General features: G+C 43.2%; 25 protein-coding genes and 3 tRNA genes. 13 read left to right on the top strand and 15 right to left on the bottom strand.

The features are described 5' to 3' along the window. Positions 1–80: 80 nt before the first annotated feature. Complete coding sequence (locus PSE7429_RS01790) at positions 81–860, top strand: ABC transporter permease (RefSeq protein ID WP_009625325.1); 780 nt, start codon at positions 81–83, stop codon at positions 858–860. 274 nt (positions 861–1,134) lie between these two features. Here PSE7429_RS01790 and PSE7429_RS01785 read toward each other — a convergent pair whose 3' ends face one another. From PSE7429_RS01785 to ftsE, 5 genes are all read right to left on the bottom strand, one after another. Next, positions 1,135–1,683, bottom strand: coding sequence for a hypothetical protein (locus PSE7429_RS01785; protein ID WP_009625324.1), 549 nt, complete (start codon positions 1,681–1,683; stop codon positions 1,135–1,137). 163 nt (positions 1,684–1,846) lie between these two features. After that, positions 1,847–2,275: a hypothetical protein gene (locus PSE7429_RS01780; RefSeq protein WP_009625323.1), complete on the bottom strand. Its 429-nt coding sequence runs from the start codon at positions 2,273–2,275 to the stop codon at positions 1,847–1,849. Between the two features lie 83 nt (positions 2,276–2,358). After that, positions 2,359–2,432, bottom strand: a tRNA-Arg gene (locus PSE7429_RS01775). 55 nt (positions 2,433–2,487) lie between these two features. Continuing rightward, complete coding sequence (locus tag PSE7429_RS01770; RefSeq protein ID WP_009625322.1) at positions 2,488–3,405, bottom strand: cell division protein FtsX; 918 nt, start codon at positions 3,403–3,405, stop codon at positions 2,488–2,490. 199 nt (positions 3,406–3,604) lie between these two features. Further along, positions 3,605–4,393 carry a cell division ATP-binding protein FtsE gene (ftsE, locus tag PSE7429_RS01765; RefSeq protein WP_009625321.1) on the bottom strand — a complete coding sequence of 263 codons (789 nt, stop codon included), beginning with the start codon at positions 4,391–4,393 and terminating at the stop codon, positions 3,605–3,607. A gap of 394 nt (positions 4,394–4,787) precedes the next feature. On the opposite strand from ftsE, the gene PSE7429_RS01760 reads away from it, so the two are divergent. After that, a complete protein-coding gene (locus PSE7429_RS01760) occupies positions 4,788–5,363 on the top strand; it encodes a response regulator (protein WP_009625320.1) in 576 nt (191 codons plus the stop codon). A gap of 192 nt (positions 5,364–5,555) precedes the next feature. Here the strand turns inward: PSE7429_RS01760 and PSE7429_RS01755 are convergent, their stop codons facing one another. After that, the gene (locus PSE7429_RS01755; protein WP_009625319.1) at positions 5,556–5,939 is read right to left on the bottom strand and encodes a pentapeptide repeat-containing protein; all 384 of its coding nucleotides are present in this window, start codon (positions 5,937–5,939) and stop codon (positions 5,556–5,558) included. 110 nt (positions 5,940–6,049) lie between these two features. On the opposite strand from PSE7429_RS01755, the gene PSE7429_RS01750 reads away from it, so the two are divergent. Next, positions 6,050–6,766, top strand: a complete 717-nt coding sequence (locus PSE7429_RS01750) for a tRNA threonylcarbamoyladenosine dehydratase (RefSeq protein WP_009625318.1) — start codon at positions 6,050–6,052, stop codon at positions 6,764–6,766. Between the two features lie 117 nt (positions 6,767–6,883). Here PSE7429_RS01750 and PSE7429_RS01745 read toward each other — a convergent pair. The 3 genes from PSE7429_RS01745 to PSE7429_RS01735 form a co-directional block, all read right to left on the bottom strand. Further along, positions 6,884–6,954, bottom strand: a tRNA-Gly gene (locus PSE7429_RS01745). Between the two features lie 126 nt (positions 6,955–7,080). Further along, on the bottom strand, positions 7,081–7,830 hold the full coding sequence (locus PSE7429_RS01740; protein WP_040686994.1) for a HEAT repeat domain-containing protein: 750 nt from the start codon (positions 7,828–7,830) through the stop codon (positions 7,081–7,083). Positions 7,831–7,952: 122 nt separating this feature from the next. Beyond that, the gene (locus tag PSE7429_RS01735) at positions 7,953–8,975 is read right to left on the bottom strand and encodes a homoserine kinase (RefSeq protein ID WP_009625316.1); all 1,023 of its coding nucleotides are present in this window, start codon (positions 8,973–8,975) and stop codon (positions 7,953–7,955) included. 220 nt (positions 8,976–9,195) lie between these two features. Here PSE7429_RS01735 and trmB point away from each other — a divergent pair, with 220 nt between their 5' ends. Further along, the gene (trmB, locus tag PSE7429_RS01730; protein ID WP_009625315.1) at positions 9,196–9,906 is read left to right on the top strand and encodes a tRNA (guanosine(46)-N7)-methyltransferase TrmB; all 711 of its coding nucleotides are present in this window, start codon (positions 9,196–9,198) and stop codon (positions 9,904–9,906) included. Between the two features lie 43 nt (positions 9,907–9,949). Here the strand turns inward: trmB and PSE7429_RS01725 are convergent, their stop codons facing one another. The 3 genes from PSE7429_RS01725 to PSE7429_RS01715 all read right to left on the bottom strand — a co-directional run bounded on the left by PSE7429_RS01725 (position 9,950) and on the right by PSE7429_RS01715 (position 12,558). Then, the gene (locus tag PSE7429_RS01725; RefSeq protein ID WP_009625314.1) at positions 9,950–10,330 is read right to left on the bottom strand and encodes a VOC family protein; all 381 of its coding nucleotides are present in this window, start codon (positions 10,328–10,330) and stop codon (positions 9,950–9,952) included. A 388-nt stretch (positions 10,331–10,718) separates the two neighbouring features. Next, positions 10,719–11,714, bottom strand: coding sequence for a tryptophan--tRNA ligase (trpS, locus tag PSE7429_RS01720; RefSeq protein ID WP_009625313.1), 996 nt, complete (start codon positions 11,712–11,714; stop codon positions 10,719–10,721). A 184-nt stretch (positions 11,715–11,898) separates the two neighbouring features. Then, positions 11,899–12,558 carry a hypothetical protein gene (locus PSE7429_RS01715; RefSeq protein WP_009625312.1) on the bottom strand — a complete coding sequence of 220 codons (660 nt, stop codon included), beginning with the start codon at positions 12,556–12,558 and terminating at the stop codon, positions 11,899–11,901. Positions 12,559–12,828: 270 nt separating this feature from the next. Between PSE7429_RS01715 and PSE7429_RS01710 the strand changes: the two genes are divergently transcribed. Further along, positions 12,829–13,200, top strand: coding sequence for a ferredoxin-thioredoxin reductase catalytic domain-containing protein (locus tag PSE7429_RS01710; RefSeq protein WP_009625311.1), 372 nt, complete (start codon positions 12,829–12,831; stop codon positions 13,198–13,200). Between the two features lie 82 nt (positions 13,201–13,282). On the opposite strand, the gene PSE7429_RS23225 is transcribed toward PSE7429_RS01710, so the two are convergent. Both PSE7429_RS23225 and PSE7429_RS01700 read right to left on the bottom strand, forming a co-directional pair. Next, on the bottom strand, positions 13,283–14,293 hold the full coding sequence (locus tag PSE7429_RS23225) for a late competence development ComFB family protein (protein WP_009625310.1): 1,011 nt from the start codon (positions 14,291–14,293) through the stop codon (positions 13,283–13,285). 63 nt (positions 14,294–14,356) lie between these two features. After that, the gene (locus PSE7429_RS01700; protein WP_009625309.1) at positions 14,357–14,998 is read right to left on the bottom strand and encodes a chemotaxis protein CheW; all 642 of its coding nucleotides are present in this window, start codon (positions 14,996–14,998) and stop codon (positions 14,357–14,359) included. Between the two features lie 260 nt (positions 14,999–15,258). On the opposite strand from PSE7429_RS01700, the gene PSE7429_RS01695 reads away from it, so the two are divergent. The 6 genes from PSE7429_RS01695 (at position 15,259) to PSE7429_RS01670 (ending at position 20,422) form a co-directional block, all read left to right on the top strand. Next, a complete protein-coding gene (locus tag PSE7429_RS01695) occupies positions 15,259–15,726 on the top strand; it encodes a QcrA and Rieske domain-containing protein (protein WP_009625308.1) in 468 nt (155 codons plus the stop codon). A 132-nt stretch (positions 15,727–15,858) separates the two neighbouring features. Beyond that, on the top strand, positions 15,859–17,676 hold the full coding sequence (locus tag PSE7429_RS01690; RefSeq protein ID WP_009625307.1) for a S8 family peptidase: 1,818 nt from the start codon (positions 15,859–15,861) through the stop codon (positions 17,674–17,676). 252 nt (positions 17,677–17,928) lie between these two features. Continuing rightward, positions 17,929–18,156, top strand: coding sequence for a hypothetical protein (locus PSE7429_RS01685; protein WP_009625306.1), 228 nt, complete (start codon positions 17,929–17,931; stop codon positions 18,154–18,156). Positions 18,157–18,718: 562 nt separating this feature from the next. Further along, entirely contained in the window at positions 18,719–19,000 is a 282-nt protein-coding gene (clpS, locus tag PSE7429_RS01680) for an ATP-dependent Clp protease adapter ClpS (protein ID WP_009625305.1), read from the top strand. A 410-nt stretch (positions 19,001–19,410) separates the two neighbouring features. Beyond that, complete coding sequence (locus tag PSE7429_RS01675; RefSeq protein WP_009625304.1) at positions 19,411–20,184, top strand: CPBP family intramembrane glutamic endopeptidase; 774 nt, start codon at positions 19,411–19,413, stop codon at positions 20,182–20,184. A 156-nt stretch (positions 20,185–20,340) separates the two neighbouring features. Beyond that, positions 20,341–20,422: transfer RNA gene (locus PSE7429_RS01670), tRNA-Tyr, on the top strand. A gap of 379 nt (positions 20,423–20,801) precedes the next feature. Here the strand turns inward: PSE7429_RS01670 and thyD are convergent. Beyond that, positions 20,802–21,722 carry a thylakoid membrane protein ThyD gene (thyD, locus tag PSE7429_RS01665; RefSeq protein ID WP_040686980.1) on the bottom strand — a complete coding sequence of 307 codons (921 nt, stop codon included), beginning with the start codon at positions 21,720–21,722 and terminating at the stop codon, positions 20,802–20,804. 320 nt (positions 21,723–22,042) lie between these two features. Here thyD and PSE7429_RS01655 point away from each other — a divergent pair, with 320 nt between their 5' ends. Beyond that, complete coding sequence (locus tag PSE7429_RS01655; RefSeq protein ID WP_009625301.1) at positions 22,043–24,970, top strand: response regulator; 2,928 nt, start codon at positions 22,043–22,045, stop codon at positions 24,968–24,970. A 148-nt stretch (positions 24,971–25,118) separates the two neighbouring features. After that, on the top strand, positions 25,119–26,009 hold the full coding sequence (gene lpxA, locus PSE7429_RS01650) for an acyl-ACP--UDP-N-acetylglucosamine O-acyltransferase (protein ID WP_009625300.1): 891 nt from the start codon (positions 25,119–25,121) through the stop codon (positions 26,007–26,009). The last annotated feature ends 90 nt before the right edge of the window (positions 26,010–26,099 follow it).

Raw genomic sequence — 26,099 nt, 5'->3', positions numbered from 1 at the left:
ATTGATTGGCGGCGCGAAGCGCCGCTAGTCAATTCTTGGGGTTTATGTCCCAATAAACTTGGCGACAGCTAGACTAATTTATGAATTCTGTTATCGATCTGAATATCCCCAAAATGGTGATCTCACTGGGGTTGGTTGCGATCGCCATTGGGTTTTCGATTTGGCAAAAGCTCGCGATCGAGCGCAGCCTATTGATTGCGACCTTTCGCAGTGTGATTCAGCTAATCGTTGTTGGTTTCTTGCTAGATACGGTATTTGCCATTAAACAACCTGTCGCGATCCTCTTCATTATTATCTTGATGAGTCTGATGGCAGCCCGTGAAGCTAAAAACCGCATCCGTGAAAAATTGCCTTACGCTTTGCCGATTATGTGGGTTTCCGTAATCGTAGGAACGCTCACTATTCTTGCTTACACCACATTTTTAGTCGTCCAGCCTGATACTTGGTATGCACCACAATACTTGATCCCATTGGCAGGAATGATCTTGGGTAACTCCATGAATGGAGCTGCGATCTCAGCGGAGAGATTTACACAGGATCTAGTCAAGCGATCGCGAGAAATCGAGACGTATTTGTGTTTGGGCGCTACGCCGCAACAGGCGATCGCCAATTATCAATCCGACGCAATCAGAGCGGCAATGATCCCCACGATTAACGTGATGATGGTGGCAGGCGTAGTGTCATTACCAGGAATGATGACAGGACAGATCTTAAGTGGTGTTTCCCCTCTATTGGCAGTGCGTTATCAATTGGTAATTTTATTTGCGATTACTACCGCTAATCTAATCACGGCTTTGATCTTAACTAATCTTGTGAGTCGGCAATTTTTTACATCTGCTCAACAATTGAAATTGCCGTAAAGGTGTCTGAAAAAGCTATAACGCAAGCGCCGCTTGCGCTATAGCTTTTGACTGAAATATAGAGCTACAGTCACTTGCTTTAGGACAAATCAAAGCCCAAGATGACTGGCGGCGCGGAGCGCCGCCAGTCATCTTGGGCTTTATGTCCTAGTACAATTGGCGACAGCTATAGATACTCAAAATAGACATCAAAAACCAAGGATTAGACGTTGCGGCGCTTTGCGCCGCAACGTCTAATCCTTCACTGGGAATGGAGTAAGCCCTATTCAAAAAACTACTGGATAGCGATATTTGTTTGATTTAATTGCTTAAATTTGCGGCGGACAAACCTCAGAAAAGTTAACCATTTCTGAGCAGGAGAGTCATAGAAGGCAAAGATATCACCATAGGCGGCAAAGGCATTTTGATGATGCAACCAATGTCTTTCGGGAGTCGTAATATAGAACCATTCACAAATGGATTTAATTGGTTCTGGAGTCTTCCACTCAAGGATCGATACATGTCGCCACACCACATGAAACTCACCGATTAATAGACCGATTACAGTACCCACTGCCGATAACTGCCATAACCAAGGCGTAAAGATAAAGTAAGGAACTGCTCCTAAAATGCCATCAAGCAATACGAGAGGATTTCTGGTCAAAACTGCATAGTGAAGAAAACTGCGGTTTTTGCCATGATGCACGATGGAGTGAAACTTACCAAATACATGTTCGGGAACATGATAAAAAAACGTTGAAAAGAAGTCGCCTAGCAGAAGTAGCAATGTTGTTGCTGCGATCGCTTTAACCAATTCTAAAGTAACTTCTAAAATAACTTCCAAAGTAAACCCTCACAACTTGGATTAAGCCTAAGAGATGAAGTTAAAGTTGCGTTTATACCGAGGTTAAGAAAAGATTTGTGATGAGTAAATGTACTTGAAGTGCCCTTAAATCGTTAATTTATTCTTTAGCTAGTTGTGGGTTTGCTTAATAAAACTTAAGAATTTAAGGGTTGTCAGAAGCGGCTAGGCGATCGCTCAAAAAGCGATACCATCCAGCGGCAATATCAACATCTGTAAATCTGATGCTGGGCATTTCCCCCGTTTTTAGGAGTAACTCCACCGAGATTTGTTTGGCATTGATGGGGAATTCCGCATCTTTCTCATCAAAGAACTTGCTATCAATCCGAAACCGAATGCGGGCAATATCTTGAAAGGTGACCGTCTGGAGATGGCTAGGTTCTTTGCGAGTGGGCTTTCCCCATGTTAGGCGGTCGCCCTTTTGACCTAAAACGGCATAGATATCATATTTGTGTCGTTCAAACTGTTCCGCCCAACGTTTATAGGACTCAATTTTTTGGTATTCATTCCAGCCTGACCATGCTAGCCAAAAGAATACAGCCAAAAGAGGCAACCATAATAATCCACGTTCCATAGATCAGAATTTACTCTATTAATCTTGCTTGATATCGCGCTACAAGCCTTTACCCTTACGATCGCTTTGAAACGCTATAGTTACGAGTATGGAGGGGCTCGAACCCCCGACCCTCAGAACCGGAATCTGATGCTCTATCCAACTGAGCTACATACCCAAGCAGGATTTGATTATACCATAGGTTTATCCTTGGCAGGCACTTTCCCGTAACCCTAGGAATTAAAAGAAAATCGACGTACGGCAAGCAAACTGCCTAATACACCGATCGTCGCGCCGAAAATTACTAATACTACGGGCAAGAGGAACTGTACCCGTAAATCCGTAGTTAAACCGAGCGTAAGGGATTTAATCAGTTCGGGTTGATTGACGATCGCCCCACCTAAAAGATTGAGGCTGAGCATCAGCATTACGTAGGCGGTAGCCGCACCCATGATCCCAAAAAATACACCTTGGAGTACAAACGGGAAGTAGATCCATGCTGCCGTTGCCCCGACTAATTGCATGACCTCAATTTCTCGCCGCCGCGCCAATACAATTAACCGAATCGTCGTGGTAATTACGGCGATCGCAATTACCGTAAAAATCGCCACAATTGCCACGCTGCTATTGCTCAAAGCGCGGCGTAGTTGCCCAATTCTTTCGACAACTTCGTTCGTATACCAAACCTCATTAATTCCCTTCAAACCAGAAATACGTTTAGCTACATCGGGCACGCGATCGCTAGAAGTAGCTCGCACTTTAAATTCGTCAACCAGAGGATTGCCTCCCAGTTGTTGGGTTGCTTGGCTGAGATCGTTCTTGCCTAGATCCTTCATCAAATTTTGCCATGCGTCTTCCTTGGGAATGAGCTTAGCGGCGGCAACTCCATCCACCAAAAGCAAACGCGATTGCATCGACTCACCCACGGTATTCTCATCTAGATAGACCGAAATCTCTAGTTGACTGCCCAACTGACCCAGCACATTTTCTAGCTGCCACGAAATTTGGAGGCTAGCCCCAAATAGGAACAACAACACCGCCACTGTGCTAATTGCGGCCCAGTTCATCCAGCCACCACGCTTTAAACCTAAAAAAGTCTCGCGCAGCAGATAGTCAATTTTAGTAAAGAAGCGAACGAAACCCTGCACCATTACCAATTACCAATTACCAATTACCAATTACCAATTACCAATTACCAATTACCAATTACCAATTACCGATTACTAATTACCAATTAATTACTAAAACCTAATTCCCGCAACATAATTAAAATCTAAGGCTAAAACCTGTGGCGTACAAGCAGCTTACGCCGCAGGTTTTAGGGTTTTATATTTAATTAAGCTCACTTACTTAAACAATATATCCGTTCTGTAAATGTAATACGGGATGATTGGCGGCTCGGACTAACTGCTCGTCGTGGGTTGTCAATAGTACGGTTACTCCAAAGGAATTTAATTTTTTCAAGATCTTAATGACTTGCCAAGCATTGTCAGGATCGAGATTTCCTGTCGGCTCATCGGCTAGGACGAGAGGTGGCGTATTGACGATCGCGCGGGCAATGCTCGTCCGCTGCTGCTCTCCTCCCGAAAGCTCTTCAGGAAAACAGTTCGCCTTATGCATTAGCCCCACCATCTTGAGGGCTGGCTGAACCCTTCGCTGAATTTCCTTGTAGGTATAGCCCTGAGCCATTAATACAAAGGCAACATTCTCAGAGACCGTACGTTTAGGTACGAGTTTGTAGTCTTGAAAGACAATACCGATCTTGCGACGCAGCATCGCCAAATTATTACCTTTTAAACCCTTAAGGTTAAATCCATTCACAATTACTTCGCCATCGGTTGCTTGTTCTGCTCCATAGAGTAACTTTAATAAGGTCGATTTCCCCGATCCTGAATGCCCCGTAATAAATTTAAAATCCCCTTTGTAAAGCTCGATATTGACATCGCGTAATCCAACTGCGCCATTGGCATAGGTCTTACGAACATTTTCTAATTTGACGATCGTTGACTTTTGGCTTTGGTTATTTTGACTTTGGCTATTTTGGCTTTGGTTATTTTGACCATGGCTAGCATTGTCGTCAGGCTTATTCTTGTTGGCGTTAGTTGAAGTGGGGTTGGGTTTGGTTGGCAGTTTTAGCATGGGCGATCGCTTAAATATTCTGAAAAACCAGAGCATAGTTGCACCATGCCCGATCTTTGTACTTGAGATTATACAGACCCAGTCAAGGGATCGACATCAGCTATTGTTGCCATCTGCAAATTAAAGGCGATCGCTTCTAATTTTTGGGTAGCGATATGCTAAATTATTGCGGGTTTAAGAGCTAAAACTGACAAAAGCTAGTAAGCTTTTATTTACTTGTTAGGCTTCTAATTTACGTAAGCTCTAATCAATCCCTAATTAAATCAGAATATGCTTGCTATCATTGTCGTTTAGAATTTTTACTATCCTGTCAGTGACAGTAATCTAATCGCCCAGAAAATTGGCTAATCAAGCTAAATCTCTATTCACCAAAATAACTGAGGGGTTATCAGCAGTGGCAGCTCACAAAATATTAGTAATTGATGATAGTCGCGTAATCCGTAATATGGTTCGTGATATGCTCCCGCCAGCAAACTTTGAGGTGCTAGAGGCAGCTGATGGTATTAAGGGGCTAGAAATGATCCAACAGCAAAAGCCTTGGATGATCATGCTAGATTTTCTATTGCCTCGGATGAGCGGCTTTGAGGTTTACGAGACTTTGCAACAGAGCCCAGAATTGAGACGGATCCCCCTAGTTTTGATGTCTGGTCGCAAAGAGGAAGTAACTAGCAAAATTGCTGAGCCGTTTGAAGACAAATACCTTGTATTTATTGAAAAGCCTTTTGAACAGAAAGAACTGATCACAGCAATTAAAAAAGCGATGGTTTTGGTACAGAAGATGCCCCCCATCTCTGTCGTTACCCCAAGTACCCCCGTTGCCGATGCTGTACCTCAAGAAAGAGCGGATGATGGTTTACTGCAACGTATTGAAGAGCTAGAAGCTAAACATAAGCTTTTAGAACAGCAAGTGGCTTCCCAACAGAAGCAATTCCAACAACTGGTTGATTTTATCAAGAAAAAACTAAAATAGTCTGAAATTAGCCATTATCGATAGTTATTTCGCTATAACCCCACAAAAAACGCTAGGAAAAGCAAAGCTTTTCCTAGCGTTTTTTTGTGTGAGTTCGGGATGATTTGCAACGGGCTGTGAGAAAGGGTTTGCGTAGCAAACCCTTTCTCACAGCCCGAAAGTAAAAGCCTTGCTTAGCAAGGCTTTTACTTTTTAGGGATGAATGGAACCATCGGGCATAGTTGCTCCACTTAAATTTGTATGATCGAGTTTCGTCAAGCTAAGGTCAGCTTTGAGGAGATTGGCTTCGCTTAGATTGGCATGATTGAGATCGGCGCGAGTTAAAATTGCTCCTCTTAAATCGGCTTTTGTGAGATTTGCTTGACTGAGATCTGCCCAGCCGAGATCGGCTCCGCGTAGGTCTGCGCCGCTCAAATTAACGTGGGTTAAGATCGATTCGCTAAGGTCAATCCCATGCAGCGAGACTCCCTGCATATCGATGTCATGCAGATGGGTTTGCTCGAAGTTGCGATCGCCTTTAGCATAGCGATCGAGTAGTTCGTTCTTAGTTAGCGCGGCATGGGAGGGTAATGTCATAGGTTTGGGCTAAAACCGCTAAAATTCGGTTTTACAATCATAACAACAAACAGATGAATAGGAGAAATGGCACTTTGAGCAGGCTCTTTGTTATAATCTGATTTTTTGTAATGACAGATTGGTTACAACGAACGGAACTGCTGATTGGTGCAGATGGATTGAAAAAACTCCAACAGGCTAACGTCCTAGTTGTAGGAATGGGAGGTGTGGGCAGTTTCGCGGCGGAGTTTTTATGTCGAGCGGGGATCGGTCGCATGACAATTGTGGATGGCGATCGCGTCGATCCCTCCAATAAAAATCGTCAGATTGTCGCTCTCGATAGCACTGTCGATGTTCATAAAGCGGATGTCATGGCGGTGAGAATGCGTGATATCAATCCAGAGATGCAATTGACCGTCATTAAGGAATTTTTAACTCCCGATCTGATGATGGAGTTAGTTACGACTAAGTTTGATTGGGTACTAGACTGCATTGATAGTTTGCAGCCCAAGCTTTATTTTCTGGGGGCAGCGGCTACGAATGGGGTAAAGGTAGCCAGTAGTATGGGCGCTGGCGGCAGGATCGATCCGCAAAAGGTGAAAATCGCGCCAATTTTTGAAACTGATTGTTGTCGGTTTGCTTACAAAATTCGTAAAGGGCTAAGACGTAAGGGTTTCGCTCAGGCAAATATTATTGCTGTTTATTCTGAGGAGTTAGTCAATCGGAATTCATTGCAGTTAACTGATGGCAGTAACTTTAAGCGATCGTATTACGGCACAATTTCCTACTTACCTGCCCTATTTGGTTTAAACCTTGCCAGTATCGTCATTCGCGATTTAATCGCATAGCTTTAATCGCATAGTGTAGCTGTCATCATCAGGACATAAAACCTAAATATTGCCGCGCGGAGCGCGGCAATATTTAGGTTTTAATTTTGTGCTAATAAGACTGGCGGTAGCTATAAAAGCGAATGGCGGGAATCGAACCCGCAACATCTGCTTGGAAGGCAGAGGTTTTACCACTAAACTACATTCGCATATAGATATTCGCAAATAGGAATTCACTAGATGCAGTTACTTATTGTAGCAGCGATCGCGCAATTGTCAAAGATTTTTCTGACAAATCTATGGCGAATTGCGGTTGACCCGAACGACGGATCTATTTAGAATTCGCAATAGCCTTGATCCATTTCAATTCGCTCAAGTACCTTTAAACCACGGGGATCTCCCAGCTTCCGTAGAGCATTTCTCGCATCAGTTTGGACGCTCAGATCGTCGTCATCGAGGGCATCGATCAGTGCGTCTAACGCATTTTGATAGATTTCGTCTTGGGTGTGAAAGTTTCGGTGCATTGGCAAAATCAATTTACCCAGTGACCAAGCACAGTTGCCCCGCACGGCTGATATGGTGTCACTGATCAAGGCATCGGTTAAGGGTTCGATCGCCTCTGCATCGCCTAATTGACCTAAGGCACTTGCTGCCCATAGACGTACCGCAGTAATGTCATACTTCAAGGCTGAGATTAAGGGCTGCAATCCCAAGGAGGCGCGGCAGGTTCCCAACGCCCAAACGATGCCTTTGCGGACATATCCATTCCAGTCTTGGTTGAGTTGACTAATTAAGGGGGCGATCGCCTGCTCGCTTTTATTTCTGCCTAGAGCATAGGCGGCACTCACCCTAACGAGGGGACATTCATCTTGGAGAAGCTCGATGAGGCGGGGGATTGCTCTTAGGTCTTCTAATTCACAGAAAGCTCTCGCCGCTTGCATTCTCTCTAAAATTATGTCCGAGTTGAGGAAGGCTAACATCTCATCAGGATCGGGAAGAGGTATTGCCTCTTCGGGTGGCAAATCCAATGGACTGAGTGGAGATGCGTCAATGTCTAAAATATTTAAGTCGTCATTGCGTGTCATGGCGATCGTCATGGCAAAAAATTGAGCAAAATTGGATGCCCCAAGGTGTAGTTGTTATCTTACAGTATTAAAGCCAAAAAATTAGAGAGGTTACTTTCTGTCTCCCTTGGATTTCTGGCTGCTTAAAAAGGTTTCCAGTCGGGCGATCGCAACATTTTGAAATGCTCGAAACGCTGATGGAAATAACTATCATCAAGTTTGCTGTGATTGTGAACGATCGCTGATTTGACACTGATTGCCCATGACCAGATCTGCGCAACTTGAATCAGTGGTTGCATACATTTCAACTCAATCTCTTCCAGCGGTTCTGTTGACTGATAACCTTGCAAGAAGGCTTTGCGAACGCTGGGACTAATGCCTGCTTGCAACGTAACTTGTAAAAATTTAGCAATATCAAAGGCTCGCCAACCATAGCCACATTGATCGAAATCAAAAAGGGTGATTTCATTGGTTTCGGTAAAGTGAACGTTGCCACTATGGGGATCGCCCCAGCAAACGCTCCAAATTGGTAATTCTTTGGGTAGATGGCGGAGTTGTTCTTTAATTTGAGCGATCGCTTCATTTATGTACGAACGTGCGGAAATCTTTAAAAATGGTGCGAGCTCTCGTAAGGAATCATCTAATAAATAGTTAACTGTGAGATGAGGGCGATCGGCAGGACAGTGAAAATTTTGGGCGGTTTTATGGAGTCTTGCTAAGGTTTCGCCCAATCTTTGAGCTTGCAATTTATTAAGATCACCAACGGCAACTTGACCTGCGGCGTAGCTAAAGAGAGAGGCATAACGTTTGCCTTCGAGGGCAGAAATTTCGATCGCTAGTTTGCCATCGAGGGTGGAAAGGGGATGGGCAACGGGAATATGATTTTTATGTAAAAATGCTAATAGTTCTAACTCAAACTCGATTTCGGCGCGCGATCGCCAATGGGCATGGGAAACACGTAAGACATAGCGGCGATCGCCTGCTTCGACCAGATAGATATCACTTAGTCCCCGCATCCAAAATACACAACTGGTAATTTCGCCCACAGCATAGCGAGATAAAACACGATCTACCAAAGCCTGTGGCGCGAGGGTGGAATAGGTGATGGGGAAATGTTGGTCAGACATATTCTGAACATGCTTTAAAGACCAATCCGCGACAGGCATGGCGATCGATATGTTGGTGAATTTTTGCTGTTAAATTACATATATCGCAGAGTCGCCATCAAAATTGTTTGTCAAAAACCAAAAGTTATTTTTATGACCAAAGCCCAAATAATACCAAAGCTCAAAATGGCTACGCCATTTTGAGCTTTGGTATTATTCGGCTTTGGTTTTTAATTCATATTTTAAACTACATTTTCTATCTGGGGTATTCTTAAATACTATGACAAACTCCCCAAATCCCCAACCCAAAACAACCGCAAACGAAATCATTGTCAATGTTAGCAATGAAAATGTCTCGCGCCGAGCGCGTGTCCGCGAACATGTTAATCCATTAGCCAAGAAATATAGTGTGGCGATCGCACCGCCGATCTGGACAGAAATTTATACTGACTGGTCAAAGCCCCTGAGTCTGGATATAGGTTCGGCGAGGGGACGCTATATTTTGCAGATGGCTCAACTGAAGCCTGATTGGAATTTTTTAGGCTTAGAAATTCGGGAACCCCTCGTCGATCGCTGTAATGAAGTGCGTGACGAACTGGGCTTAAAAAATCTGCATTATATTTTTTGCAATGCCAATGTATCTTTGGCTGGACTATTATCTAAGGGCTCATTGCATGAAGTCACCATTCAATTTCCCGATCCTTGGTTTAAGCGTCGCCAACAAAAGCGCCGTGCCGTTCAGCCCGAACTAGTCGCCACCTTAGCGGAACTACTCGTACCCAATGCCGATGTGTTTGTGCAATCCGATGTCTATGATGTTGCCCTAGATATGCGCCAACATTTTGAGGTAAATGAGAATTTTGTCAATTTAGCGGGAGCAGAAAACTTTGCCGATGATTCGATTTTTCCTGAACATATTCCCACCGAGCGCGAAAGTTCGGTAATTTCGCAAGGTCTGCCAGTTTATCGCGCTTATTTCAAACGGAAATAGACTGTTTCTCATAAAAAAGCGGTGCTTCACACCGCCTTTTTTGTTATTCAGTTGGTTTCGGTGCATGAAGCCCAATGGAATTCCCTTCGGTATCGAGAATTAGTCCAATAAAACCTGGGTCACCAATATCGGTTGTGGACATACAAATTTTGCCGCCACTGGATTCTACCCGTTCGAGTGCTTGCTCTAGGTTCTCAACAGTACCCAAATTTAGGTAGATCAAAGCACCAGTCGCGGAAGGTGTTAAGCGATCGCTCTTGACAATCGCGCCACCAACACCTTGGAGATCGTTAGGGAATATCGCTTGTGGTTCTCCCATGAATTCCGATTTATGGAACTCTGTTGCCAACACTGTGCTGTAAAAGTTTACCGCCCGATCAAAGTCAGTTGAGGGGATCTCAAACCAGTTAATTACGTTATGCATTTAAAATCCTCTTAAATATTAGGTCTTATACAGGTTAAGGCAGCTTGTTGGGAGTAACAAGTGTTCGCAATACAATTTAATGTTTGAAAAATGTACAAATATCGTTTGATATTGTGGTAAGTAGCTAGGTGCAATTAAATATAAAACCCAAAAACCTGTGGCGAACGCGCAGCGTTCGCCACAGGTTTTTAATCTGGATTTTAATTATGCCCAGCTACTTATACCAATTCACGAAAGTGTGACAACAATTTTGTGAATTAAAAACTAAACCTAGTAATGGTTTTCAAGTTAAGAAATGGCTACGCCATTTCTTAACTTGGTATTAAAAGGGTTGGAGCAATTATTGCTCTAACCCTCTCTTCCCATCTCTTTCTTAGTGGAGGTAACTTTAAAATGGTAAGTAGCCCATTGCATCTTTGACAGCTTTTAATGTTTTAAAAGCTGTCTCAGCGGCTTTTTCGCGCCCATCACGTAAAACACCATCAAGATATCCTGATTCTTGGATGACTTCGTCATATTTAGCTTGAATGGGCTCAAGATGCGCGATCGCAGCATCAGTCAGCACATTCTTAAAATCGCCCCAACCGCGCCATGTCGCTGCCTCAGCCTGCACTTGTTCCTTAGTTTTATTCGCAAAAATCGCGTATAGCCCAAGTAAATTATTTGCTTCAGGGCGATCTCGATCGTCAAAGGCTAACTCGCGGACGGCATCGGTTTTACATTTTTTGATTTTCTTAGTGATTTCATCGGGCTTATCTAGCACATGAATCCGACTCATTTCTGAGGGATCCGACTTAGACATTTTTTTGGTGCCATCGGTGAGGCTCATCACCCGCGCCCCTTCCTTCCGAATTAAGGGATCAGGCACTTTCAAAACTGGCGCAAACTGATCGTTAAATCTTCCCGCAATATCTCGCGTCAATTCCAAATGTTGCTTCTGATCTTCGCCAACTGGCACTAAGTCCGCTTGGTACAGCAAAATATCCGCCGCCATCAGCACAGGATAGTCCAGCAGACCCACGCCCACATTTTCCCCCTGTTTGACTGCCTTCTCCTTAAACTGAATCATTCGCTCTAACCAATTTAGAGGCGTGATGCAATTGAGCAACCACGTTAACTCCGCATGTGCCGAAACATGGGACTGCACAAAAATCGTGGAAATTTTGGGGTCAATACCACAGGCAATATATAAAGCTGCAATATCGCGAGTATTGCTAGCTAAGGTTTTCGGATCGTGAGGGACAGTAATTGCGTGCAGATCGACAACACAAAAGAAGTTTTCGTAATCAGCCTGAGTCTCCACCCAGTTGCGGATTGCCCCCAAATAATTGCCGATATGGAGGTTGCCAGTTGGTTGTACGCCAGATAGAACTCGTTTTTGCATGGAAAGTGATTTATCAATAGATTTGCAACAAGGTTTTGAAGCTCTTTGGCTATCGTATAAGTAAGTGAGCTAAGTAAGTGCGCTTAATTAAATATAAAAATCTAAAAGTTGCGGCTCACGCTGCGCCTGCGCCGCAGCTTTTATACCAAGTTAAGAAATGGCTACGCCATTTCTTAACTTGGTATTATGTACTTAGGCTACAGGTCGAGAGAGTATTTACTGGAACTGGAGAGGGAAAAACGATCACTCGACAGAAGGGCAAGCTCGACTTTCCGAAATCCCGTTCAAAAACCTTTGGTATTGTACCAATTAGCGTTTCGACTATACTCTTATGCGGATCCGATGGAGCGACTTGGTAGAGGACGCTTAGGACATCATCTGGAAACCAAGCTCTCACAAGATTGAGTAATTCGGTGCTAGTAAGGGGGCGATCGCGGTTATCGGTGGTTAACCGAATTCCAACTAAGCGATCGCTTTCAAAGTAAATATTTGCCGTAAAACCTCTGACATAGACTAATTTGCGTTCAGGTAAGGCATACAACCCTTCACCTCCAGGTTGCAACTGATGCATGGTGAATTCATTGCGATGGATAGTAGCGATCGCCGCCCAGTTATTATCTTTGGCGTATTCAAAAAACTGTGTTTCCAACATCCCGATATGCAAAGTCTCAGGCTGTAAAGGTGGACGCGCCCTAGTTTGGAGGCTGGGTAATGCGCGCACCGTTCCCAGCTTTTCACTGCCTGCATCATGGGATTGGGCTACAGGTATATAGGCGATCGCGTTAAATATGCTGGCGGCGATCGCAAGACCCATACATACTTGAAAATCAAATTTAGTCGCCATACATGCACCTATAGGATATCAACCACAAGGCATCAATTTTGCTGCTTCTACCTTATCAAAAATTCTTGTTTTGTGACTGCTGGCAATAAATTGGGCATAATTAAAATCCAGATCTACAAGCTGCGCGTCTGCCGCATCTAAGAAGAGAAGGTTGGCGCGAAGCGCCAACCTTCTCTTCTTATTGCCATTGGTATTAATTCGAGATCGAGTGGTGTGGCGGTTTCATGCTATAGGTAATACTTAATAGTTTCTTTGCAATTTTTTTAGCTTATGTCCCTTAACCCAGAGCCAGATTTGTCTCGCGGTAAAAATAAAGCTTCCTCTAAAAGTTTTGAGGCAATGCGAAAATTTTCCGAAAAGTACGCAAAAAATACAGGCACTTTTTTTTGTGTCGATCCTAGCGTAACCAATGCCGTTATTGAAGGGTTGGCTAAGCACAAAGAAGAACTAGGATCTCCCCTCTGTCCCTGTCGCTATTACGAGGATAAGGAAGCTGAAGTTAAAGATACCTACTGGAACTGTCCTTGCGTGCCAATGCGCGAACGCAAAGAATGTCACTGTATGTTATTTCTCACTGAAGACAATCCCTTTGTGGGCACGAAACAAGAACTCGAAGTAGTTGATGTGGTTTACGATGCTTAAAAGATAAAATTATCCTACAAGTATCTTAAAAATATCTTGAAAAATCTTAAAAATAAAAGTGGTCATTGCACCATTTTTATTTTTAAGATTTTTTTATCCCCTCATGCTGTGGCGATCGCACCCAGCAGACTTTACCCGATCTCGCTAAATCTAAAGAATCAGTTACGACCTCGCGTAAATTTTGCCACTTTACATCCTGATTCAATAAATTACTCACTTTAATTAAAGCCTGCTCTCTTTCGTAACGAATTTTAGAGAACATTAAGGGATCGATTTTTTGATAGCTGGCATTGCGAACTGCGAGCATCGATTCATGGACGAGGATGGCCACTTCAGAACCAATATTCATTTGTGCATAATGCCGCAAATGCGCTATTCCCTTGGCTGATGTAGCGTATAAAGGTGGTAATTGATTTAAGGTTTGTGCCACGACATCTTCGAGACGAATAAACCGCAAATCAGATTTGGGAAAGCTTTGGGCACGGTTTTGCGCCATTCTAATTACCAGTCTTTCTAAGACGTGAACTAGTTGTCGCGATTCTATCATGTAAATATCGTATTCTTTTTGCTTAGACTCAGGGGCAACGCTGATTTTGTTGTGAGACTTTCCTAAATACATTTGGGAATTGATCTGCCTCGAACCTAACGCACCATACTTACTAACGCGAGGTGAAAGGTTTCCTGAATTATATTTAGCGATCGCATTTTCCAAGGCATCTTCTAAAGCCTTCGGCAAGTCGCACCACATGAGATTTTGCCACCCCAAACTGCTTTGAACGTTTAGCAATACATAGGGGGCATTGGCTAGCTCAACATCCTCCAAGGGTTGAGGCTCTCGCAATGGGTCGCGCCGCACGCCTAACAATGCTTGTCGGGTAATCTTCGTAATATCGGCATGGATTGCCAGACATTCTTGTCTTTTGATATGCAATCCAGCATCCGTCGATGCGAACATTACTGGCAATCGGTTTAAGGCAAAGGCAATTACTTCATCAATATTATATTTATGCCTAATTCCTATGCCTAAGTTCTGAATTTGAGCATTAGCCTCCCTATACACAAATTCAAGCAGAACATTACGACAGGATTCCATGAAATTGCTGGCTTCGTATTAGTATTATTTTTCTAAAAATCAAAGAAATAATCATGAATGTGATTACGAATGAAGTATGGTTGATCTAACAATACTTTCAGCTTTCATTAAGTAAGAAAATTCGCCCCCTTCATTAATATAGCCTTTAAGATATGGTCTGAGTGTTGAGGTTACAGAATTAATGTTTTGATCGAAGCGATCGCTAGAAATGCGAACAACTCCTAAAACTTTAGGCACAATTAAAGCTAGAGAAAGTTCATGTACGGATATCAGAATTACTTCGTAAAGTTTGATGTTCTGATCTAGAGGTTGTAATCCTAATAACATTGCCAAATCGATTGCCCAATAAACCCGACGACGACGGCTTAAGATCCCTAAAATACATGATGGTTTGTTGGGAACGGGTATGACACGATCGGCTTTGATCGTTAAAACCTCTTGCGTAAATTCACTTTCAAGTAAGCCGATGGTCTGCGGATCGATCGCAAATTTTAAGCAGGTATTAAGCCCTGACTCTAACTCTGAATTTATATTCGCATTTATATTCGTATTGATATTTGTAATTGCATTTGTAATTGCATTTGTAATTGCATTTGCCTCTTGAGACTGATAACTATTTTCTGCAAGTGTGGTCATGATTAGTATGTCGACCTTGGTAAATATTAACCATGTATAGCGATCGAGGCGATCGTTTGTATACAGCATGAATGCTGATATTTAGCTTGCCTTTGAATTTAACGGGTGACTTGCTTTAATCCTTATTAAAACCCAAAAACTTGTAGCGCACGCGCAGCGTGCGCTACAAGTTTTTGGGTTTTATATTTAATTGCGCCTAGCTACTTAATGATTACGATAGAATTAAATCAGCTGGGATCGATTTTCTGGTTTAAACGCTGCATTGCTTTACCAGATGGTTTCGATGAATATTTCACTAATCTGTACAATCACTAAAGCATAGAAAAAATATGAATCTGAATCGCCGTAAGTTACTTTCTTGGTTTGGATTGGGATGGCTGGCTAGTCTTTTGCCCCCATCTTTGGTTGGTTGTAGTGATACTAAAGCCCCTGAAGCTTCGGTTACGCCAGCCGCATCAGCACCTGCTGCTCCACCTACAAGCGTTGCAGCCTCTCCCAGTGGTAAATTTAAGGTGATTGGTACAGTTGCCCAACTCGAGAAAGATGGACAGCTAATATCTGACAAAATTGCAGTGGTGCGCGATCCTAAAAATGCCAAGAATGTATTAGCGGTAAATATTACTTGTACCCATAAAGGTTGTGACGTGAAATGGAAATCCGCAGACAAAAAGTTTGTTTGCCCCTGTCATGACGCTGATTTTGCCCCTGATGGTAATGTCCTTGAAGGACCTGCCAAGAAACCACTGCAAACTTATACTGCCAAAATCGAGAAAGATCAGGTGCTAGTTAGTGCCTAAGTTGTAGGACAGAAAAAGCGGTACTTTGTACCGCTTTTTCTGTCTATATCTGTCTATAAAGGAGGTTTTGCCGACTCTCCGAAATAATGATAAAAGTACTGACTAGGGACTTAGGATTGAGGTCTTAGAGTTATGAAAAAATTTCTGCTCTCTTGCTTGTTTTTGGTAGGTTTATTCTGGGCACTCTCTAACTATAAAGGGTTAGCAGTCGAAGGTAAGTTCGACTCAATGGTATTAAACTTCATGGATAGTTTGTCCCCCGCCCAAGTCGATCTAGAACTCAAGTCGATCGCCTCAAAGTATGGGATCGAGCCAAAGTTTAATAGTGCCTTCTCAAAGACTGACAAACTATACGTTGTCAAAGGTGATGCCCAAGTTATTGAGAAACTAAAGCAGTCCGACGAACTGCGTAAATTGACTGAATATGTCGAAGAAAATTACGTTTATTCGATGGAGTTTATCGGTGACACAGCGCCCAACGATCCCATGTATAAAGAACAATGGAATCTAAAGGCGATCAATATCGAGAAGGCTTGGCAAAAAACTAAGGGTAAGGGTATTACGATCGCGGTTATCGATACTGGTGTTAGCCGAGTTGCCGATCTCAAGAATACTAATTTTGTGAAAGGGTATGATTTTGTCAATGATCGCGAAGATGCTAGCGATGATAATGGTCATGGAACCCATGTAGCAGGGACGATCGCCCAATCGACAAACAATAATTTCGGAGTGGCAGGTATTGCCTATGAAGCTAGTATCATGCCCCTCAAGGTTCTGTCTGCCTCTGGTGCTGGCACGATTGCGGACATTGCCGAAGCAATTATCTTCGCGGCGGATAATGGTGCAAATGTCATCAATATGAGTCTCGGTGGTGGCGGTGAAAGTAAGCTTATGCAAGATGCGATCGATTACGCCTATAAAAAAGGAGTAACAATTGTCGCAGCGGCAGGTAATTCCAATCGCAATGCTGCCTTTTATCCTGCCCGCTATCCGAAGGTAATCGCTGTATCGGCGACAGGGATTACGGGTGATAAGGCTCCCTATTCTAACTATGGTGCAGGGATTGATGTAGCGGCTCCTGGTGGCTCGATCGCCAGAAGCAAAACGGGCGAAACGGGCGATACATCTGGTGGAATTTTACAAAATACCATCGATCCCAAAACGAAGGAATCAGTCTTTCGCGCCTTTCAAGGAACGAGTATGGCTGCGCCCCATGTATCAGGGGTGGTCGCCCTGATCGAAGCGTCAGGTGTAAAAGATCCTCAGAAAATTGCCCAAATCTTGAAGCAGTCTTCCCGCAAAGTCGCTGATGATACTCTTAATTACTATGGGGCTGGTCATCTGAATGCTGCTGCCGCCGTCAATTTAGCCTCTGAAGGACAATTAGGAATTCCTGATTTCTTGAAATGGGCGCGAGATAATGGCTACTTGAGTCCTCGTTTCTGGGTGGATGGTGGGGCGATCGCCTTAATTCCGAAATTGATTATGGTGATTGGTTCCTATCTGCTTGCATGGTTTCTCAATCGCTGGTTTCCCTTCCGCTGGAACTGGTCATTTTCAAATGGAGTGTTTTTTGGTGGTGCAGGGTTGTTTTTTCTCCGTGGTTTCTACTTGTTTGATGTTACCCAAATTCCCTTTCGCATTGCAGGCAGTTCTCTTCCTGAGTTAGGGAATGCTTTTAGCGATACCAATGCTCTCAATCCCATTACGGCGAGCGTATTGCTCCCCCTAGCGTTATTGCTGGTTTTGCTAGGACATCCGCAATGGAAGTGGTTTGCGATCGGTTCATCGATTGGAACTTCTGTCTGTTTGGCGACAAGCGCCATCCTCGCCCCCCAGATGATGTGGATTGGGTCAGGATTTCCCGCGATCGCCTTTCTTGTGGTCAACTCAGGGCTATGTTTTGGTTGTGCCTATCTATCGATCAAATCTGAAACCGCAACTATATAAATAATACCAACTCCCAAAAGTGTGGCTACACTTTTGGGAGTTGAAAACCAAACCCAGTAAGGGTTTTAAAATTACAAAATGGCGTAGCCATTTTGTAATTTGGTATAATACACAGCAATTATTGAGCAAACGAACCACAAGGAAATTTTTGAAAGCGCTGCGAAGCAACGCTTTCAAAAATTTCCTTGGTTTGGACTTGAGCGCGAAGCGCTATAGAAAATGGCTATATACAGGCTATATACAAGGGATATTATGGATATTAAAATTGTTGGCACGGTAGAATATATTGATATTGGTACGGGGGCTTGGGCGATCGCTACTGATACCCAAGAGCAATATGAAATTTGGCAGCCCGCACCTGAAGGGATTTTACAAGATGGACTGAAAGTGAGCGTTACGGCAAAAGTCCGCGAAGATGTGATGTCATTTACAATGATTGGCGATGTTGTAGAAGTCGAAGATTTTCAAATAAGTAGCTAAGCATAATTAAAAAAACAAACCAGAGAGCGTGCCGCCTGCATAGCGGGCGGTACGCTCTCTGGTTTTAAGTTTACTTATGCTTAGATTAACGTGAGTTCAGGATAATTTGAAGTAGGCTTTGAGAAAGGGTTTGTTACACAAACCCTTTCTCAAAGCCCAAAAGTAAAAGCCTTGCGTAGCAAGGCTTTTACTTTTGGGCTTTGAAAATTTGCCAATTTAACCCGAACTGACGTTAATTATGCACTGGGAACAGCGTAGCTTAATACAAATAGCGTAATGAGCATCGCGATCGCAGGATTACAGATTTCCAAGACATCTTTTAGGTTTTTAGTCGGGCGTAATCCCTACACTTCACATTTTTGGGAATTCTATTTATAATATGGGTAGATACCCATTAAGTATTATTACTGTCTCGGCTTTCAAATTTATCGCACAAGCATGAGACTGAAATGTGTCCTACCTACATTGCATACTTGCAAACACTTTTCCCTTAATGCGCAAAACTTAAACCCTGCGATTATCCGAAATCATAAATTAATTCCTATAGGAGGCAACCAAATCTATGGCTACCGAAACTGTTACTCGTCCTGAAACCATACGCAAAATTGCACCAAGATATCGCGTGCTCTTACATAATGACGATTACAATTCTATGGAATATGTAGTGCAAACCTTAATGCAAGTTGTCAATGGGTTAACCCAACCCCAAGCGGTAGATATTATGATGGCAGCCCATGCCAGTGGTTGTGCCCTAGTAATTACTTGTGTACAGGAACATGCTGAGTTCTATTGTGAAGGGTTACAAAGTAAAGGTTTAACTAGCACAATCGAGCCAGAGTCATAGGTAAGGGCAATTCATAAATTTCCCTATAATGTTTTCCTATATTTTCCTATATAAGCAGATAGGCGCAATTAAATATAAAACCCCAAAACCTATAGCGCACGCTGTGCGTGCGCTATAGGTTTTGACTCTGGATTTTAATTATGCCCAGCTACTTATATCTGTAGCCGATCCCATTAGAACAAAATCCATAGAAGATAAGGGCAGCGTTTCACGCTGCCCTTATCTTCTATGGATTTTAGGATTTGAATATAGCTCTCAGCAATGGATAGAGAACAGGTAGGATTGGTAATAACCATCCTACCTGTTCTTTTATTGTGAATCGCGATCGCCTCAATTCCTATCCAGCCCCAATCCGTATCCTACTTTTTTTAATAACTTTATTGCTGCTTTGGCTACCAATCGCAGCTCCGATGTATTTAATTTGGGGGGAATCCGTCGGCGTTGGTTTGACAATTTTGTTGTACTGCGGATTTTTGGGATTAATTTGGGGATGGGGGCGTAAAATCGCCAAATATTTACATCCTTACCGCTATTACGGACTGTTATTTACGAAAGAAAATGGGCGGGATTTTTTGCTGGGATTAGGATTGGGCTGTGTAACCCTTATTATTTTTTTTAGCTTGCAAGTGAGTCTGGGATGGCTGGTGTCTCAAAGTGTCGATTGGCGGCATCCTTTACCTGCAAGGCTATTACCAGCGATCGGATTGTATTTTGTGGATTGGCAAGGAGCGATCGCCCCTGGGTTATTAACTTCAGTGGGGGTAGGATTTGCAGAAGAAATGTTGTTTCGGGGTTGGATTCTATCAGAGTTAGAGCGGGATTATTCGCCAAAAGCCGCCTTAATCGGTTGTAGTTTCGTATTCGCAATCTTGCACTTTATCAAACCCCTAAGCGTAATTTTGGCGACATGGAGTCAGTTTCTAGGTTTAGTCATGCTCAGCATTGCTCTTGTCCTCGCCAGACGTAGATGTAACGGCAGACTAGGAATATCCATAGGTCTACATGCGGGTCTAGTCTGGTGTTACTACATTGTTAATACGACGCATTGGCTAGCGCCGACAGGGATAGTTCCTGAGTGGGTTACAGGCATTAATGGCAATCCGATCGCAGGGATCATGGGGATTGCATTTCTCAGCGCGATATCGCTGGGATTTGCCAGATTTCCCCAAAAAATATCGCTATAGAGCGCTATAGCAGATTAAACCTTGCCTATAGCAATGCCAATCTCCACCTACGGCTACATTGAAAATTTTTTGACCCGATTTTAATTTTTTTTGAAATAGCTATTGCAAGTAATGCAATAAGTGTATATGATTAGATTCGCTTGGAAAACAAGCCAAGGGTCGATGCCCGAGTGGTTAATGGGGGCGGACTGTAAATCCGCTGGCTACGCCTACGCTGGTTCAAATCCAGCTCGGCCCATCAAAAAAAAGAGAGTGAAATAATTCACTCTCTTTTTTTGTTAAGCTAAGTGAACTTACAGCGCATTGCGCTCAAACCCAAACCAAAGAAATTTTTGAAAGCGTTGCTTTGCAACGCTTTCAAAAATTTCTTTGTGGTTCGTTTGATCGATAATTGCTGTAATTAAGTATAAAGCCCTAAAACCTGCGGCGTACGCTGCACTTGCGCCGTAGGTTTTAGATCTGGATTTTAATTATGCTGAGGTACTTACTCCCTTCCCAGTGAAGAATTAGACGTTGCGGCGCAAAGCGCCGCAACGTCTAATTCTTGGTTTTGTCTGTCTATTGCTTTGGTGGGAAGGGAGTAAGAAAAAATATTAAGCAAATATTAAGCAAAAATATTAAGCAAAAATTTGCCCTAAGGCTGAATCAATATCAGGATATCGGAAAGCGAACTTATTAATCTGGGCTTTATGGGGCACAACGCGCTGACCATCTAGTAAAACCGTTGCCCCTTCACCAAACACCAAAATCAATGCTGCCGCAGGCACAGGTAAAAAGGCTGGACGTTTAATCGCTTTAGCAAAAGCAACGGTAAAGTCTTCATTGGTAACTGCTTGCGGAGCTGTCGCATTTAAAGCACCAACGATCCGATCATCTTGTAAAGCATAAATGATCAGATTAACGAGATCATCTCGATGAATCCAAGAAAACCATTGTTTACCACTACCGATTTTGCCCCCACCACCAATCTGAAAAATCGGTAGCATCTTGGCGATCGCGCCACCCAGCCCCAATACAATTCCCGTTCTCAGCTTAACTAACCGTACACCTAAGCCAGTTACGGCATCCGCCTCAGCTTCCCAATCTTTGCAAACATTAGCAAGAAAGTCATCGCCTGCATAGCTATATTCATCAAAGGACTTATCAGGGCTCGTGCCGTAATAGCCGATCGCCGAACCACTGATGAGGACTCGTGGTTTTTGATCGGATTTCGCGATCGCTTCAACTAACTTTTTCGTCGTTAAAATACGACTATCGCGGATCTGCTGTTTGCGATTTTCTGTCCAGCGCACCCCCGCAAGGGGTTCTCCTGCGAGATTAATTACGGCATCACTGCCAGATATCACCCTTGTCCATTCCCCAAGCTCCAAGGGGTTGTAGCCAATTACTTCCACATTGGGGAAATCCGCCTGAGGAAATTGTAAGCTTGCCTTTTGATAATTGCGAGCTAGGACAATAATGCGATCGCCCAAAGCCTGTAGACGCTCGACCAATTTTATCCCGATAAATCCAGTAGCACCCGTCACTACAATTTGCATCATATTTTTTTGCTTAAATTATAAAAAAATTAACTCTAGTGTTTTCCAGTCTACTGAAATAAACGGTCGAGTCTCTGCTTTTGGCAAGGACACAAACCCTTCACCCCTTCCATGGGAAGATTGCTGTCAGAAATATTTGATTGATTCAGTTTTCATTATAAAAATTTGGTTTACAGAAAATCTGCTGTTGGGGGACTTTCTACCAAAAACTATTTTCAGGTTTGCCACATCACAAGTGCCATAAATCTTGAAATTGGTTCCATAATGAGAATTGTTGTAGGCGCTTACCTTAATGCGAAAAAAACCTTGTAACCACATACATGTATAGCTCACAAAAAACCAAATTATTGATTGTTGATGATGAAGCAGATAACTTAGATCTACTTCAGCGCATTTTTCATCGAGGCTATCAAGTCCTACGAGCTAAAAATGGATTTGATGCGTTAGAAATTTTAGCAAACGAGCCAGATATCGCCGTGATTGTCTCCGATCAGCGGATGCCGATGATGTCTGGCACGGAGTTTTTAAGTCAAGTTGCTGAGCTGTATCCCGATACTCTACGGATTATCTTAACTGCCCATGCAGATATTAAGGATTTGGTCGAGGCAATCAATCAATCAAAGGTTTTTCAATACATTACTAAGCCCTACAAGGTCGAGGAGTTAACGAAGGTCGTCCAACAGGCAACGGAAATTCATAAACTATTAAAATCGAGAACATCCCAGCTTCGCAACGATCTAGAAAATGCTGAAGCTAAATATACGAGTATTTTTGAGAATGCGGTTGAGGGGATTTTTCAGACAACGATTGATGGACGCTACTTAATTGCGAATCCCATGTTGGCGCAAATTTATGGGTATCCCTCTTCAGAATCCCTAATTAATAACGTCACCAATATCGCCAACCAAATTTACGTCAATCCCAATCGTCGTCAAGAATTTATTAATATTTTACGAACCCATGACACAGTTTCTAATTTTGAGTCACAGGTTTATCGACGCGATGGTACGAAAATCTGGATTTCAGAAAACGTCCGCGCCGTAAGAGATTTTGATGGGGTTTTGATTGGTTTTGAAGGAACCGTACAAGATATCTCTCAGCGAAAGAGAGCCGAGGAAGAATCGCAATTATTGCAGAGCTTAACGTTAGAAATTAGTGCGGTTAATGATTTTCAAACCGCTTTAGAAATTGCCCTGCGGAAAATTTGCCAGTTCACAGGATGGGACTATGGCGAGGCTTGGGTTCCAGCGGGAGACGAAAAACAAATTTTGGTATGTAGCCCTGCTTGGTACAGTAGCCTTGAAGGCTTGGAAGAATTCCGCCAACTGAGTGAGAGAATTTCATTCCCTTCGGGCATTGGCTTTCCAGGAAGGGTTTGGGAATATCAGCGTCCCGAATGGATTTGGGATATCTCTTTAGAAACGGAATTAAATTTTCTTCGTAAATATCCTGCTTTGGAATGTGGGTTACAGTCGGGGCTGGCTATTCCCGTCAGTGCTGACACTAATGTGGTAGCGATCATCGCTTTTTTCACCCGCAGTCCCAATGATGGCGATCAACAATTAGTAGGATTGATTGGGGCGATCGCAATGCAGTTAGGAGCCTTAATGCGTCGCAAACGCGATGAGGAATCCCTAAGGCTGATGAATGAGGAATTGTCCCTAGCCCGCGATCGCGCCTTAGAAGCCAATCGGACGAAAAGTAGCTTTATTGCCAATATGAGCCATGAATTACGCACTCCTTTGAATGCGATCATTGGCTATAGCGAGATGTTGCAGGAAGATGCGGCTCTATTAGGATTAGATGATTTTGGTGAAGATTTACAAAAGATCTATCGATCTGGCAAGCACCTGCTGGATTTGATTAATGATATTTTAGACATGACCAAAATCGAAGCGGGTAAATTGGAAATTTACTATGACAACTTCGATTTACCGATGCTGGTATGGGAAACCTGTAAAACGATCGAACCCTTACTCAGCAAAAACAGCAATCAAATCCATATCGAATGCGATCGGCAGCTTGGTTCCATTCGCACCGATATGACAAGACTGCGTCAAGTTCTATTAAATATTTTAAGCAATGCCTGTAAATTCACCAAGTCTGGAGAAATTACCATCAAAGTGAACCGTCTCAATTCCCTGCAAGGCGAGATTTTCTATTTCACAATTACTGATACTGGCATCGGCATTAGTCCAGAGAATTTACAAAACCTATTTCAACCCTTTAATCAAGCCGACAGTTCGACGACAAGACAATATGGCGGTACGGGCTTAGGGCTTGCCATTAGCAGAAGACTATGCCAAATGATGGGTGGAGATATTCACGTAGAGAGCGAGTTAGGCAAAGGATCAACCTTCACGATTTGTCTACCTACCGATTGTGAAAAGTTAACCCAATCACCGTTAAAACCCCCTCTGGATCAATTGGCGGCAACCATATTGCCTGAATATTCCGTACTGAATCCTGCCAATTCAGATGAGTCTTATCCATCGATTTTGATCGTTGCCGATGATTTGATGTTACATCAATGCACTCAATCCTATCTGAGCTATCTAGGAGTTAGGATTTATTCATCTCTAAATATTACTGATGGGCTGGAGTTAGCGCATCAAATCCTTCCTAGTGCAATTATTCTCGATATGCAAACCTCATCTATCCATAGTTGGGAGTTGCTAAGGGATCTAAAATCGCAGCCTTTAACCTCAGGAATTCCCATTATTTTACTGACAGTCAATGATGAGACCCATGAGAGGTACGAAATTGGCGCAAATGATTATCTATTTAAACCCATCGATCGCGATCGCCTCATTACCACCATTGACAAGTATCGCCCTGAAGTAAAGACTCAGTTATCAGTATTAGTAGTGGAAGATGACCTCAATGTCAGAGCCATGCTAAAGCGAATGTTGGAGAAGGAAAACTGTCTGGTGGTGGAAGCTCAGGATGGACATGAGGCTTTAGAAATTATGACTAAGCAGTTACCGCAACTAATTTTGCTAGATCTGATGATGCCGAATATTGATGGGTTTGAATTTATGCATTTGCTAAGGCTGCGCTATGATACGCCCTTAATTCCGATCATTATTATTACGGCAAGGGATCTAAGTGATGATGAATGTATTCGCTTGAGCGGTTCGGTGCAAAAAATCTTGCAAAAGACTAATCACAGTTATGCTCAACTGCTTGAGGGCATCGTACAGAGACTGCATAAGTTTGGCATTTTAACCAAAAGCAAGAAGCCATAGTTTCTTCTAAAAAACCTAGAAGAGCGTACCGCCCGCTACGCGGGCGGTACGCTCTCTGATTTTGGGAATTGGTATTATGCAGTTAGTGAGCGATTACGATAAACTGTTGCTTGTTCTCTATTGCCCGAAGTTATAGATTCCTATTTCCATGCCAAATACCAAGCCAGATAACAAGCCAGATAACAAGCCAGATACTGAACCAAATACTAAACCAGATAGAAATATTACAATTCACCCAAGGGCGATCGTTCATCCCAATGCCAAGATTGGCGAGGGGACATCGATCGGGGCTGATGCTATTGTTGATGAGTTTGTGGAAATCGGCGATCGCTGCGAGATCCGCGCTAGAGCAATTGTGACGGGACATACAAAAATTGGCAATGATAACCAAATTGGCTATGGGGCGATCGTGGGCTCGGAGCCACAGGATACTTCCTACAAAGGCGCGATTAGTTTTGTAGAAATCGGCGATCGCAATATATTGCGGGAATATGTAACGGTAAATCGTGGCACAAAAGAAGGCTCAGCAACCAAAATCGGTAACGATAATTTGTTATTTACAGGCGCACATATTGCCCATAACTGCGAGATCGGTAATCGCGTCATCATTGTCAACAATGTTTTACTCGCGGGCTATGTGGAAGTCCACGACCATGCCTTTATGGGCGGCGATTCGGTAGTACATCAATTTACGCGCATTGGCTCCTACGCCATGATTCGCGGACAAACTCGTCTGGGCATGGATGTCCCGCCCTACTGCATGGCTGTTGATACAAATATGGTCTTTGGGCTAAATCGCTTGGGCTTGCGTCGCAATGGATTTAACCATGAACGCCGCCGTGCCATTCTCTCAGCCTATGAGGTTATTTATAAGTCCAGTCGCAATCGTTCCCAAGCGATCGCATTTTTAGAAACCGCACCCGAATTTATCGATAATCCCGATATTCAAATGTTCTGTAGTTTCATTAAAAATAGCCGTCGTGGTATATGCAAACTCTATGAAAAGGGAGCAAGTCGCATTGAAGATGATCGCGAATAGCCTCAAGCGCTAACCTTCATCCCTTTGGGCTTTACAGCGCTTTGCGCTCAAACCCAAACCAAGGAAATTTTTGAAAGCGTTGCTTCGCAA

It is taken from the genome of Pseudanabaena biceps PCC 7429 (assembly GCF_000332215.1).
Taxonomy (GTDB): domain Bacteria; phylum Cyanobacteriota; class Cyanobacteriia; order Pseudanabaenales; family Pseudanabaenaceae; genus Pseudanabaena; species Pseudanabaena biceps.
This window is presented reverse-complemented; position numbering and strand designations above follow the sequence as displayed.